Raw genomic sequence first — 13680 nt, 5'->3', positions numbered from 1 at the left:
GTATAACACTAGGCTTAGTTTTTGCGGATAGTTGAAACGGAGAAAAAGTTTGTCTGATAAGCAGCGCTTTGGTGGAATCGATCGCCTCTATGGAAGGGGTGTGACTGAGCTACTAGCGAAACAGCACGTCATTGTGGCCGGAATTGGCGGTGTAGGTACTTGGGCCGCCGAGGCATTAGCTCGTTCGGGCGTTGGTAAGTTGACGTTGATTGACCTAGATGAAGTGTGTGAAACCAATATCAATCGGCAGCTACATGCGCTAGAGAACACCATTGGCGAAAGCAAAATTGACTTAATGGCGGATCGAATTGCGTTGATTAATCCCGATTGTGAGGTGGAGTTGATTCACGATTTTATTACTCCCGATAACTTGGCCGACGTCATTGATCTGAATGCTGACCTGATGCTGGATGCGATTGATGCAGCGATGGTCAAGGCTGGTCTCATTGCCTATTGTAAGCGCAACAAACTGCCAGTTATTACCGTTGGCTCGGCGGGCGGAAAATCAGATCCTAGGCTCATTACCTCGGGAGACCTGAGTAAAACCGTCAATGACCCGCTGGCCGCCAAGGTACGTGGAACGTTGCGTAACCGCTTTAATTTCAGTCGTAATCTAAGCCGACGCTTTGGTGTAGAGTGTATTTACTCCACCGAGCAAATAGCCTATCCGAAGCCAGATGGCTCCGTGAACGGCAAAAAATATTTACCGGAGGGGATTACTAAGATGGACTGCAGCGAGGGATTTGGCGCATCAACCATGGTAACTGGAACCTTTGGCTTTATCGCTGCAAGCCGAGCGATTGAGAAGCTCATTGCGCGAGCATCTTTGGCCAAATAGCGTTGGCCTCGGGCTTAACTTTGTAGGGTGAAGTTAGCCAACTTGCCCCAGGCGAAAAAAAACACCGCTAACCAAACTAGCGGTGTTTTACTATGTCTTAACTGACACGTTGTAAACGCGTTTAGAAAAAGGCCTGAAGCCCTGTTTGCGCTCGGCCCATGATTAAGGCGTGCACATCATGAGTTCCCTCATAGGTGTTCACCGCTTCAAGGTTCATCGCGTGGCGAATGACATGGAACTCATCAGAAATCCCGTTACCGCCGTGCATATCACGAGCAGTACGAGCAATCTCCAAGGCTTTACCACAGGAGTTACGCTTCACCATGGAGATCATTGTAGGATCCCAATCACCCGTATCAATCAAGCGACCAACGCGAAGAGAGCCCTGCAGACCTAAGCTGATTTCCGTTTGCATATCGGCCAGCTTTTTCTGAATCAACTGCGTTTGCGCTAGCGGACGACCGAACTGAATGCGATCAAGCGTGTACTGGCGAGCGGCATGCCAGCAGAACTCTGCTGCACCTAATGCGCCCCAGCTAATACCATAGCGTGCACGGTTCAAACAGGAGAACGGGCCGGATAAGCCTTTGGCTTTAGGAAGCTGGTTTTCAGCGGGAACAAATACACGGTCCATGACAATCTCGCCCGTCACCGAGGCGCGAAGGCTAAATTTGCCTTCGATTTTAGGAGCCGAGAGGCCTTTCCAACCCTTTTCAAGAATAAAACCACGGACGTCGCCAGCTTCATCTTTCGCCCAAACAACGAATACATCCGCAACAGGCGAGTTAGTAATCCACATTTTAGCGCCGGTTAATTCGAAACCGCCATCAACCTTCTTGGCACGAGTTTTCATGCCGTTTGGATCCGAACCCACGTCGGGCTCGGTAAGACCGAAACAACCAATCCATTCGCCGCTAGCAAGTTTAGGAAGGTACTTCTCCTTCTGTGCTTCACTACCCCACTCATTAATGGGGTGCATAACCAACGAAGATTGAACCGAGAGCGCCGAGCGATAGCCCGAATCTACACGCTCAACTTCACGAGCAACCAAACCATAGGCAACGTAGTTCACACCGGCACAGCCATAACCTTGAATTGTTGAACCCAGCAAACCTAGCTCACCCATTTCACGCATGATAGCGGTATCGAAGGTTTCATGACGGTTTGCTTCAAGTACACGCGGCTGAAGATGATTTTGGGCGTAGTCACGCGCCGTGTCACGGACTAGGATCTCTTCTTCGCTCAACTGTTGATCTAGAAGTAGGATGTCGTCCCAATTCTGTAAAATGTGTTTACTACTCATAACGTGTCCTAAAGTCATTGTTCTTGTGTAGGGTGACAGATACCTAAACGGCTATTGCGCGGAGGCGATTCGTCTTAATCAGTAAATCTGAAGAAACGGCGCCTACTCTCAGTCTGTAAACCTTTTTAATACCCCTGATACTAACGTTGCTGGGTTATCAGTCAACGGCAAAGTTGAAGGATTCGGTTAAATTGCATAATTCAGTAATTAATTCGAAAAAAAACGGTGTAAACGGGTCGTCCTTAGCCACAATGAAGGACATTGGTAATAGCGATAAACTATAGGTCTAGTGGTAACTCTTTATTGGCGTATTGGCCGTGAGGAGTGGATAATATGCCAATCAACTGTTAATTGAGAGTCAGGAAGCTATGGAAACGTTTACTATTTTTGGCCGTAAAGGCTGTGGTTTTTGCGTACGCGCGAAGGAATTGTGTGAATTGCGCGGTTTCCCATTTCGCTATATCGATATTCATGAAGAAGGCATTACTAAGGCTGATCTAGAAAAAACAATTGGTAAACCAGTACTTACCGTTCCGCAGGTGTTTCATGGTGAGAACCACATCGGCGGTTTCACTGAGCTTGATGCCTACGTGAAAGACCAGGGGCTATAAGTCTCGTCCTATTGCAGGGTTAGATCTGCTCTAACCTTGCAGTAATGACCTGCAATTGTGTTGCTTTGATAGCGGCGCCTAGTTCAGGCCCAGTATAACCCTCTGCTATCAATGCTTGACTGTTCACCTTTTTTGCCTCAATGAGGCAATCCCTCAATCGCTCCGCTTTTTCATTCCACTGCGGCTGTAACACAACTTGATAGTCTAACCAGCGCTCTAGCTTAGTACTGTCCTTTAGTGCTCGGAAGTGTTGCGCGGCTGTCATAATTTGCTCTGGAAGTAGCTTCTCCGTGGCAAACACCTCGTTCATGGTAATCACATCCACAGCAAAGTCTCTAAACCGGTGGCTGGCACCCAGGGATTCGTGTGCGGTACTAATTTGCTGTTTATCAGCGCCTAGCAGCATAAAGGCCCATCGATATTCGGGTGTTTTTAGTTGCGCGGCTTTGGCTTTCAATGATTGCCAATTTATTCGTTCAGCGGCTGACCCGAAGCAGGGTACTAGGGCGCCAACACGATGTAAGACTTCAAAAAACACGGTTGGATTTCGCTCACCCAGTGCCTTCTCTGTCTCTCCCCAAATACGCTCTTTGCTAAGCGTCTGCAGCTCACCCGAGGCGGAAATCTTTGCGAGCAGTGACTCGGTTTCAGCGGCGATGGTGAAACCTAAGTGGTGGTATCTAGCGGCGAATCTCGCAACGCGAAGTACCCGCAGAGGATCCTCGATAAAGGCATCGGAGACATGCCTTAAGATACGCTTATCAATGTCGTCTACGCCGCCATACGGGTCAATGAGCTGCCCATCATGATCTTCGGCCATCGCATTAATGCTAAGGTCTCTGCGGCTAAGGTCTTCTTCTAAGGTTACCGAGGGAGAAGTGTTAAAGATAAAACCGTGATAACCCACACCGTCCTTTTTCTCGGTTCTGGCGAGGGCATATTCTTCCTTAGTTTCGGGGTGAAGAAAGACGGGGAAATCTCTGCCTACCGGCGTAAATCCCTGCGCTAACATCTGCTCTGGAGAAGTGCCGGTTACCACCCAGTCCCGTTCGTGGAATGGGTAGTTTAGTAGTTGATCGCGGACGGCGCCGCCAACCAAATAGGTAGGCATAGGGAATCACTCAGGTTTCAGTTAGTGGCTTAGTCTAAGCCATTGCTTGCGTGCTAACAATCCGATTTAATCTGAAGAAAAATCACTTTGTTCACATTCGAGCTAAAACTCGGTCACATTCTACCACCGAGTTTACTGCTAATCTTAGCAACCTCAGTAGAGGTATTAATTGATGAATTTCTCCAGCATTTCGCCACGCTTTGTTGAGTGTAGTGAGGGAGCTCTCCTAAGAACGCGAGAATTGATCGACTCGATTGGTAGTCGACGGTGTTTTATTCTGACCGATAAGACGGCGGTCGCCATGGGCTATCATAAGCAGTTGGCAGATCATCTCGCTCTGGCAGGTGTTTACGCTGATAGCTTAACGGTGAATCCTAATGAAAGTGTCAACCAGTCACTTGAAGCAGTAAAGCAATCGTTTCTCGCTGCAAGGGCAGACCTGCTAATCGCCTTTGGGTCGTCTCAAATATTGGTTCGCGCCAAGATAGCCAGGCACCTTATGTACTATCGAGGTGAGTGTGCCGACATCGCCAAACCGAACGAAGTGTCCGGCAGCCGGGTACCCCTGTTACTCATTCCTTCAACGCCGTCAGCGGCGATCGAAATTGCTAAGCCTAGCGTATTAAATACCGAAGCAGGCTTGCTTGAGTTTCAAGGTCATGGGTTGATGCCTACTGCGGTCCTTATCGATTCAAAGCTATTCGCTAACTTGAGTAGGAGGAAGTTACTGGAGTCTGGCGTGGCGGCACTCGCGTTAGCGATTGAAGCCTTTCTCTCCCGCCGTTCCTCACTCGTCAGTGATTTGTACGCCATGGAAGCGATTGTATGTCTTTACGATTTGCTGAAACGATATGCCCATCAGGATCCAGTGAGCTTGAATAGCCAAGAGTGCTTACAGTTCCTTAATAGCTGTTATTGGTCTGGCTTGGCTATTACCAACTCATCACCCGCGCTGCTCACGGGTATGAGCACGGCATTGGTTAAGCAGTTTAATTTGGGCTTTGGCTGGAGTGTTGGGACGCTGCTACCTGGTGTTTTACAATTCAGCTTAAGTAGTGCCACAGGGAGAATGGCTAGGCTGTGTGAAGCGACAGGGATAGCCGTTGCTGGAGAAGCCAGTAATTGCAGCGCAATGCGTTTCGTTCAAGCGATTAGTAGTTTGGTTGATGCGGTGTCGTTACCGAGTTTGGCAGAACAGAGTTTGGATCGAACAGAGGTACTGTCTCTGTCCTCGCGCTTAACTCAGGTGGCTCAGCATTCAGGGTTTCTGGCTAATCACCCTCGTCTCGCAACGAATGCAGAGTTAACGAATATTTATCGTTCGCTGTCTTAAACTGACACGTCGTATCGATGCCGCGCAGACGCAGCATCGACCATCAACGGCCCCGTGTAACTAGCTAGCCGAGAAGTGAAAGAATTCCAGCCAAGATTCCTAAGGTCAAACCAACGATTAATGATACAGCGAGTATCAATAGTACGGTAATAATAATTACCCCTAGGCCTTTCCAAGCAGAGAACTCATTCACTTCGCCGATCATCATGCAGAGGATCACTAGCTGCCAGATGCCAAAGAACACCGTTACCAGCGATACCAGTAGGGTGATCGCATCCATATCGGTGGATTTTGTGACAAAGGTGTAGCAAATCAGAATGATAATTCCCGATACTAGCGACGGAATGTTTCCCCAAGCTGCAACAGTTCGCAGGTTTCTAGCCGGAGCATTTCCGCCCAACCATTTACTCACTACGGAATATAACCAACCGGTGAGGTATAACACTGCGACGAAGATGATCGCGCCGCCGATGGCGCCGCCAATTTTCATGGCCATTTGGTTGTCGGTGACTTCACCCATAACCACTAGCTCGGTAACGCTCTGAAGTCCAGCTATAGCGCCAATTGCAATGGCTAGAATAATTACCATGTAGCTCGGGTCAGTATCGACCAATTTACGAATGGTAGCGCGAGGCTGAGTCCAGAGGGAAAGCCACGGATTGAAGGTGTCACTCATTGAATAATTCCTTTACTTCAGGTGATTGAAGCAACAACTATACGGAATGTTGTAGAGGTAGACAATTGTTCGTCGAGCTGCGTCCTGTGAGCTTGGATTTCATTATTTAGGTGTCTGGGTTAGACTTTCAATAATAAGCTAATTTGGGATAGATACTGTGAAGCGCGAAAAATCGGCCTTTTTAAAGTGGTTTTCGATGAGCCGTCATCAGCGTAAGCGTGGCGGCGAAAAACTAGCTAAGCACTTCAATGAAACCGATATCGCCGCGCTGAAGGACCGAATCATTGAAGGAGCATCTCCCAGTTATACGCATGGTGCCGATAAAGACTTATTAGCTCACTTAGACAATCTTAAACGAGAATTCATTGGCCAAAGCGAACTGTGTTATCGTCACGCCCAGCTAATTGTCCTCATTCGCCGAGAAGTCGACTTGCCCGTTAATCTCAAGCACTTCTTTCGACTCTGGTTGGAGGAGGCTGATTACCTCGTCATGAATCTCAATACTCGGTGGCTAGTCTCCGCAGCAGATACCTTTGCTGATTTTAGTGAGGATCCCGTTGAACAGGCTTATGCACTTGCTACAGCAGGGCTGGTTAACGCCGTTAAGTTGGCTGAGACAGAGCGATGGTTAAGAGCCATCGATGAGCCATTACCTACCGCCGAGAACCTTGATATGGGCGCTAAACGCGTAGCACTGTGGGATGGGACGTCGGCATTTGCCGTAGGTACCGACGACACCTTGAGAAACTTTCACTGGCGTATACAACGCGTGTGCAAGAAGACGATCCCGCAGCCGGCATGTTTAACCATCTACCACCGTGTTTTTCAACGCCTCAGCGAGCACGATAGTGTTTTCAAACGTTTTCGAGATGCTCATACGCGGCCACGGACTCAGTGGTGGTAGCAATGAAAATAACCGTTATTAACCTACCTAGTGCTACGGATCGCCGACAGTTCCAACTGCAACAGGCAGCTAGCCTAGGTCTTGAATTGAACTTCAAAGACGCGGTCCATAGCGATCAGGTACCCACTGAAGTTGCCGAGACACTATCAATGCAGTGGGAGCGGAAGATGAGTCCTACCGAAGTGGCCTGTTATCTCAGTCACTTTCAGCTTTGGGAGCAGGTAGCTTCGGATGACAGGCCCCATCTTATTCTTGAAGATGACGCGCTACTTTCGGCTCAGCTACCTTTATTCCTGAGCGAAGTAGAACAATTAGTTGATATTGATCACATTTCCCTTGAAGTGAGAGGGCGAAAGAAGCTAATTGGCGATAAAGTGATCTACACTGTAGCGGATACTGAATTGAGAAGGTTGTATTTGGACCGAACGGGTGCGGCCGCATATATCCTCTGGCCTTCCGGCGCTAAAAAATTGGCGCAGCTACATCGAATCAAAGGTGCAGCGCTAGCCGATGCGCAAATATGTAGAGCGCACCAGCTCTCGAGTTACCAAGCAGAGCCGCCGTTATGTATTCAGCTGGATTGCTGTGAGTACTATGGGATTCAATCCCCTGTAGTCACGCAGTCGACAATCTTGAATACCCGTAGAGAGGTTGAGGATAATGTCGGCAAATGGCGTTTTAAGGTTCGTCGGATCCTTTCGCAATTACGAATGGCGCGACGTCAATTGATTTACTCTACACTAGCTACGCGCCGACAATTAAGTCTTCGCGTCAAGGATTTTAACCCATGAATAAACATGTTTTGCTAGCCATACTTACGTTGCGCGGTGGTGGCGCCGAACGCAATGTAATTAGCTTGGCGAAACTGCTGGTGGATTCGGGTCATCATGTTGATATCGTGGTGTTTAAAAATCAGATTGAGCATGACATACCGCCCGGGATTACCGTTCACTACTTCCCTTATGATAATTATCGTTCTATCCCTCGCTTTATGCGAGGCACTTGGGTTGCGAAGCGATTCGATCGCTGGGTTAAACGGTTTATCGGGCAGCCAGACCTCATATTGTCGAATTTATTTCCCGTCGACTTTGTCTTATCGCGAAGTAAATTAGCGAATGTATATCTAACGCTTCACGCCGCATTGAGTGATGAAGTGAAGACAACGCTGCAGGCTTGGGACCTTCAGGAAGTAATCAAGGTCTACCGCAGTAAGCCGGTAGTGGCTAATAGCGCGGCAATTATTGAAGATTTTACCCGCTTTACGGATTCAAAGTTTCAGGCTGCAGTGGTGCCGCTGCCACTCATTACCGAGGATGTTGAGCTTAAGTCTCAGGCTTTTAATCCAGGAGTAGAGCGTTACCTTGTGACGGTTGGTCGCTTCGAACAGAGCAAACATCTTGACCACCTGATAGCAGCTTATGTGAAAAGTGGCATCAGCGAAAAATTGGTCATTGTAGGGTCTGGAAAGGAAGAGGCTGCTATTCGCCAGCAGATTAAAACTACTGGTCGGGGAACGGATATTATTCTGACAGGTTTTATTTCGAACCCATATCCATTCATTCGCCATGCTTTGGGTTTCGTGTTGTGCGCTGAAAACGAGTCTCAAGGGTTAGTTATATTGGAAAGTGCGTTACTTAATACCGCATTCGTTGCGCAGGATTCCGGTCTGGCTCCTAAGGGCTTACTAGCCGATCATCAACGCGTTCCGTTGGGCGATGAAGCTGCGCTCGCAGCAAAGCTGGCAGCGATGGTGTCATCCCCCGATGATTTTTTGGTTCCAGCCATTGAATTTGTGACCTCTGAGCAAATTGTCAGCGCTCACCTGAACCTCATCAGATAAACAAATTGCCTATCTGAACTTCGAAGTCTCTAGTCTTGTTCTTGAGCCATCCATGAGTTGCCCGCGAGGCAACATAGGAAGCCCGACAGCAGATTGACTAATTATCGAGCTTTAAGCGGGCAATCCCAAACAATGCTTAATGACTTCAGCATATCAATTTCTGCCTGGGTGGAGATATCGTCGGCCTGTGAGAGCCGTTCAAGCAAGTTAAGAAGGTTGCGCTTGATCAGTGGGGTGGCACAATTGATACGTTCAATAGCGTGGAGAAAATGGCTGAACTCAACGGGTGTGGCTTCACGTTTAGCGATGTCAAAACCAAGGGTTTCAGTGCACAGTGAGGCAATTTCATTCTCTAATTGAATAGATGTCTCTCCTAGCGTAAAGAAGCTCCAAATCACTAAGCTTAACGGCCCCTTTAAGCGTTTCATCGAGCGTATCGATGGGCGGTGAGGTGGCTCCTGCTGTAAGTAGTGCTCCACCAATACGGCCAAACACCATTGGAAAGCCTGAGGTTGTTGAGCCTGCTCCATAAGAAGGTGGAGTTGACTGCGTAATTTTTGCTGCTGTGCGGCCGGTAACTGTTTAAGCGTGGGTAAGGTAATCTCGGTCAATGCTAAGAGCGATGCTGGACCGGTACTTTGCAGGCTATTTGTCAGCTCGTTGAGACAGCTTAAGGCGCTCTGATCTAGGCCTTTAGTTAGTGCCTCGGGCTGAGTTACCATGCCGCCATGAGTTACAGCGGCTCTTTGCATCACAATGGCTGGAATGAGCAGTGCTGCGAGAGACGGACTATGGGCGGCAGTTAACAGGGCTGGAGAGAGTGCTGCAAGGCGCTGATGCGCTTCCCCCAATAGCGACGAGCTAGCTATCTTACCGTCGGACTGGGTTGTGTGAGCAGCGGGGGTAACCAGCTTGGCCGCGAGTGAATCCTGCAACGCATCAAGTTGAAAGCCCAATCTAGCTACCCTATCTGCCAAAGGAGGATGAGTGCCCCTGCCGCTCCACGAACCCAGTGGGCGATAGAAAAAAATGTGTGCCATACCACTCGTATTCTGGTGGAGGACGCGCCCACCGGTACGATGCTGAGAAATCTTTGTTAGTGCGGTAGCGAGCGCTTCCGGATAGCGAGTAAATTCGATGGCGGTCGCATCCGCGAGGTACTCACGCTGTCGATTAACCGCAAGTTTTATCAGCTTGGCAAAATAAGCGCCAATACTGCCGAATAGAAAGAGCACGCCCCCGATAACGGCAATGATCAAAGTGCCTTTACCCTGATTGGCGGAGCGTCTTCTTGATCTCGAACCGCCGACTACTGACATAGCATGAAGGCCCACGAGGGCAATGAATTCTATCCCGAAAAGTAGTGACATCATCTGGAAATTAATACGGATGTCTCGATTCACAATATGACCAAACTCGTGCGCGACAACGGCCTGGAGTTCGTCTCTATCTAGGGTGTCAATGGCTCCCTGGGTCAAAGCGATGACGGCGTTGCTTGGCGTGCTACCCGCCGCAAAAGCATTAATACCCTGCTCGTTTTTGAGAATAAACAGACTAGGGGCAGGCGTGGTGGCTGCCACGGCCATTTCCTCAACAATGTTGACAGCCTGCACGTAGCGGTGACCTTCGCTAATATCGACGAGCTGACCACCCAGTTCCTGAGCAACGATCATTCCACCGCGACGAAGCGCTAACCAGCGGTAGAGCGAAGCGCCGGCAATGGTGAGCAAAATAGCGCCATCAGCCCACCAGTAGATTGCGAGAGATGGCGTTGAGATACTCTCGTCATCGAGGAAGCTTGCTAAACCGTAGAAGGCTAAGTGCGTAGCGCTAACTAATGCTAGCACTGCTAGCGCGAATAGGCAGAGTAGCAATCTTGATTGCTTGCGGCTGCGGTCCTGCTCGTCAAAAAACTGCATAGTTAGACTTAGAAGCTGACTTTCGGAGCAACCTGAATCTGCGCGCTATCTTCAAATTCTAACCAGACGGCATTTTGCACATGACCGAAGAAACCGGCTACGAAGTTGTTGGGAAACGACTGTTTGTAGGTATTGTAGCTGTTTACATCGTCGTTATAGGCTTGGCGAGCAAAGGCGATTCGGTTTTCCGTTGAGCTTAGTTCTTCAGTCAATCGTGCTACCGTTTGATCTGCCTTGAGTTCAGGGTAGGCCTCAATCGTTACCGATAGCTTATCCATTGCTGCCATTAAGCCACCTTCAGCGGACGCTAGCTGCCCCATCTGCATGCCCGATGGATTTGAAGCCATGGCCTTGAGTGCAGAGGCGGCACTGTTTCTTGCGGTGATTACTGCTTCAAGTGTTTCTGACTCATGCGAAAGATAGGCTTTGGTTGATTCTACAAGATTAGGGATCAAATCGTAGCGACGCTTGAGTTGAACCTCAATTTGCGCAAAGGCGTTTAATAAACGATTCTTTAGTTTTACGAGCTGGTTGAAAATACCCACTACGTAGAACACTATGGCGGCTAAAATAATTAGGCCGATGATGGTTGAAATTTCCATATTGCAGCTCCTTGTTAATTTTATTTAACTTATATATGCTTTTTTAATCTAATGTGAGGAATATGTCAAGTTGAAATCCAGCTCAAAGAGTCGTGCTAAGGAATTTTCTGAACACATACAACCCAGTCGGGTATTCCTACCTCACGAAGGTACAGGCCTAATTGTGGACTTTTTAGCGCAACGATTTCCGAACGTCAGTCGCCTAGAGTGGCTTGATCGTATTGCCCGTGGCCGAGTGTTAAATTCAGCGAGGCAGCCCATCACTGCAGACCAAATATTTCAGCCTCAACTAGAATTACTCTATTATCGCGAAGTTCAGCAAGAGCCCAAGATACACTTAGATCTTACCATTGTGTTCGAATCAGAGCACTGTATCGTTGTGAATAAACCACCATTTTTGCCCGTTAACCCCGGCGGTCAGTTTATCGAAGAAACTGTGGTGGGGCGACTAGTCGCCCGTGGTTATTCTTCTGAAGTAACGGCAGTTCATCAATTAGATCGACTAACCGAAGGCTTAGTTCTGCTGTGTAAGCACGCAGCTAATAGAGACCGATATCATCGCCTATTCCGCGAGGGTCGAATTCGGAAGCGTTACGAAGCGCTTTCCCTGCAGGCGCCGGCGAATACAGTAGGGGAGGTTGTCCATCATCGCTCCAAGTTGGTAAGAGGGAGTCCAAGCTTCTGTTGGCGAGAGGCTGAAGGGGCGCCTAATTCCTACAGTAGAATACGCTTTCTCGAGGCTTTTGAAGGCTTATATCGCTTCGAATTGGAGCCGGTAACGGGAAAGACGCACCAGCTTCGAGTTCACATGGCGGCGATGGGTAATTCGATACTCAATGACCCCTTTTACCCAACACTGATGGAGAAAAAACCAGACTGTCTAGATCTCCCGCTCAAGCTAAAAGCTCGGTCACTCGAATTTATAGACCCAATTGATGGTCAAGAGATTAGCTGCGATTTGGGGCCGATTAATTCTTAGTGAAGCATGGTCGATCAGTCTAAACTGGATTAGTTGGTCGAGACAGCCTTCGCAGCGATCACCTACTGCTTTTTGGAGTCATAGGGGCTATCCAGGCTTTTTTGCCGGATGGAGAGTGGTAAGCTGAACTAACATTATGGGATAAACCTATCATTTTCGGTAAACGGAGAATTAGTGTGTTGCGAAATAAACGCTGGTTAATACTATCAATGTTGTCGGTTACGGCGTGTGTTGGGGTAGTCCAACAGTCGAAGCAGTCTTCGTTTGATGAGGCTTGGCGCAAGGGTGACGCTGCAGAGTCGGTTGCGTTGGCTCAGGAATATGCTGAATTCAATAGTGAGCAGCGAGCGACGAATTTACTTTGGGCGTTACAACTTGGCGCCGCACAGCGCCGAGCTGGTGATCTTCCGGCAGCGATTGCGGCATTTGACGAGGCCGAAAAGAGAATGAGCTTCGAAGTAAATGAATCTGCTGTGGCCAGGGCAGGGGAATCAGTTGGCGGTTTACTGCTAAACGATGCGAGTTTGGATTACGAAGGAAATTACGCTGATGGAGTGATGGCCAATACCTACAAGGCGTGGAGTTTTTGGCAATTAGACGACATAGCTAATGCAAGGGTTGAGTTCAATCGTGCTGAAGAGCGTCAGCGTCTGGCGGTGCGTTACTTCGCAGCCCAAATTGAGTCACAGCAGAACTTGGTCGCGCAATCTGACGATCCTGAATCAATTGATCAGGCTTACGATGCAAGTTTGAAAGAATTGCAGCGCGAACAGTCGCAACTTTTCGAGCCTACCTGGCAGGCCTACGATGGTTACGTGAATCCTTTTACCACCTATTCATCCGGATTATTTCGTTTACTTTACGCCGCCTCAGCAAACGATTATGAATTAGCTGCAGATTCATTTCGCCGTGTCTATTCATTGACTGGCAGTGAGTCCGCGCAGCGTGACTTTAATATGGCAAGAGCTTTGGCGAGCGGAGATAACAGTTTTAGTCCAAATGGTGATGTTTGGGTGTTTATCGAAAGTGGCTTGTCGGTGACGAAACAGGAGTTTCGTTTTGGCATTCCTATCTACTTTGATGGCAGTTTCCAGAATTACTTTACCATTGCACTCCCGACCCTTGAGCCGCGTCCGAACCCTGCTCAGCCAGCGAGTGTTGGAGCCGATCAGGCGCAGCAGGTAGCAGATATGGATCGTATTATCGGTGCAGAGTTTAAGGCGGAGTATCCGGCGATTCTAACACGTGAAATTATCCGTGCTACGCTTAAGACAATGGCCTCGCACGAAGTCGCAAAAAAGGATAACAATGGTTGGGCTACCGCGTTTGCGATGGTAGCGCAGGTTGCTTCAACTAGCGCCGACACACGAACATTTTCGGCACTACCGCAAAGATTTGATGTCATTCGAACTACCCGTCGTGATAGGGATCTCTATTTAAGCTTGGCGAATGGGGTAAATAAAGTTCGATTAGATATCAATGCAAAGGCACATGTTATCTATGTACAACAGGTCGCTCCTGGCACGGAGCCAGTGATCGATGTAATAAACATCCCTTAAGGAGC

13 protein-coding genes are annotated in these 13680 nt (G+C 48.6%); 8 read left to right on the top strand and 5 right to left on the bottom strand.

Features of this window, described 5'->3' with window-relative positions; all coding sequences use genetic code 11:
• Positions 1–49 precede the first annotated feature (49 nt).
• Positions 50–838, top strand: coding sequence for a tRNA cyclic N6-threonylcarbamoyladenosine(37) synthase TcdA (gene tcdA, locus Q0698_RS08435; RefSeq protein ID WP_298635689.1), 789 nt, complete (start codon positions 50–52; stop codon positions 836–838).
• A 121-nt stretch (positions 839–959) separates the two neighbouring features.
• Here tcdA and Q0698_RS08430 read toward each other — a convergent pair whose 3' ends face one another.
• Positions 960–2141 (bottom strand): acyl-CoA dehydrogenase, encoded by a 1182-nt coding sequence (locus Q0698_RS08430; protein WP_298635688.1) that lies wholly within the window; start codon positions 2139–2141, stop codon positions 960–962.
• 368 nt (positions 2142–2509) lie between these two features.
• Between Q0698_RS08430 and Q0698_RS08425 the strand changes: the two genes are divergently transcribed.
• Positions 2510–2752 carry a GrxA family glutaredoxin gene (locus tag Q0698_RS08425; protein WP_298635686.1) on the top strand — a complete coding sequence of 81 codons (243 nt, stop codon included), beginning with the start codon at positions 2510–2512 and terminating at the stop codon, positions 2750–2752.
• A gap of 19 nt (positions 2753–2771) precedes the next feature.
• Here Q0698_RS08425 and Q0698_RS08420 read toward each other — a convergent pair whose 3' ends face one another.
• Positions 2772–3863, bottom strand: a complete 1092-nt coding sequence (locus Q0698_RS08420; protein ID WP_298635684.1) for a tRNA nucleotidyltransferase — start codon at positions 3861–3863, stop codon at positions 2772–2774.
• A gap of 172 nt (positions 3864–4035) precedes the next feature.
• Between Q0698_RS08420 and Q0698_RS08415 the strand changes: the two genes are divergently transcribed.
• A complete protein-coding gene (locus Q0698_RS08415) occupies positions 4036–5196 on the top strand; it encodes an iron-containing alcohol dehydrogenase (protein ID WP_298635682.1) in 1161 nt (386 codons plus the stop codon).
• A 64-nt stretch (positions 5197–5260) separates the two neighbouring features.
• On the opposite strand, the gene Q0698_RS08410 is transcribed toward Q0698_RS08415, so the two are convergent.
• Positions 5261–5872, bottom strand: coding sequence for a Yip1 family protein (locus tag Q0698_RS08410; RefSeq protein WP_298635679.1), 612 nt, complete (start codon positions 5870–5872; stop codon positions 5261–5263).
• 157 nt (positions 5873–6029) lie between these two features.
• Here Q0698_RS08410 and Q0698_RS08405 point away from each other — a divergent pair, with 157 nt between their 5' ends.
• The 3 genes from Q0698_RS08405 to Q0698_RS08395 are packed head-to-tail and all read left to right on the top strand — an operon-like array spanning position 6030 to position 8616.
• Positions 6030–6776, top strand: coding sequence for a hypothetical protein (locus Q0698_RS08405; RefSeq protein WP_298635677.1), 747 nt, complete (start codon positions 6030–6032; stop codon positions 6774–6776).
• 2 nt (positions 6777–6778) lie between these two features.
• On the top strand, positions 6779–7567 hold the full coding sequence (locus Q0698_RS08400; protein WP_298635675.1) for a glycosyltransferase family 25 protein: 789 nt from the start codon (positions 6779–6781) through the stop codon (positions 7565–7567).
• On the top strand, positions 7564–8616 hold the full coding sequence (locus Q0698_RS08395) for a glycosyltransferase (protein ID WP_298635674.1): 1053 nt from the start codon (positions 7564–7566) through the stop codon (positions 8614–8616). Before Q0698_RS08400 ends, Q0698_RS08395 begins: the two co-directional genes overlap by 4 nt.
• Positions 8617–8717: 101 nt before the next feature.
• Here the strand turns inward: Q0698_RS08395 and Q0698_RS08390 are convergent, their stop codons facing one another.
• Positions 8718–10535 carry a M48 family metalloprotease gene (locus Q0698_RS08390; RefSeq protein ID WP_298635672.1) on the bottom strand — a complete coding sequence of 606 codons (1818 nt, stop codon included), beginning with the start codon at positions 10533–10535 and terminating at the stop codon, positions 8718–8720.
• Positions 10536–10543: 8 nt separating this feature from the next.
• A complete protein-coding gene (locus Q0698_RS08385; protein ID WP_298635669.1) occupies positions 10544–11137 on the bottom strand; it encodes a LemA family protein in 594 nt (197 codons plus the stop codon).
• 70 nt (positions 11138–11207) lie between these two features.
• Here Q0698_RS08385 and Q0698_RS08380 point away from each other — a divergent pair, with 70 nt between their 5' ends.
• Together Q0698_RS08380 and Q0698_RS08375 are read left to right on the top strand one after the other, a co-directional pair.
• Positions 11208–12116, top strand: coding sequence for a pseudouridine synthase (locus Q0698_RS08380; protein WP_298635667.1), 909 nt, complete (start codon positions 11208–11210; stop codon positions 12114–12116).
• Positions 12117–12292: 176 nt separating this feature from the next.
• Positions 12293–13675, top strand: coding sequence for a hypothetical protein (locus Q0698_RS08375; RefSeq protein WP_298635664.1), 1383 nt, complete (start codon positions 12293–12295; stop codon positions 13673–13675).
• Positions 13676–13680 lie beyond the last annotated feature (5 nt).

This window comes from uncultured Umboniibacter sp. (assembly GCF_947497555.1).
Taxonomy (GTDB): Bacteria; Pseudomonadota; Gammaproteobacteria; order Pseudomonadales; family DSM-25080; genus Umboniibacter.
This window is presented reverse-complemented; position numbering and strand designations above follow the sequence as displayed.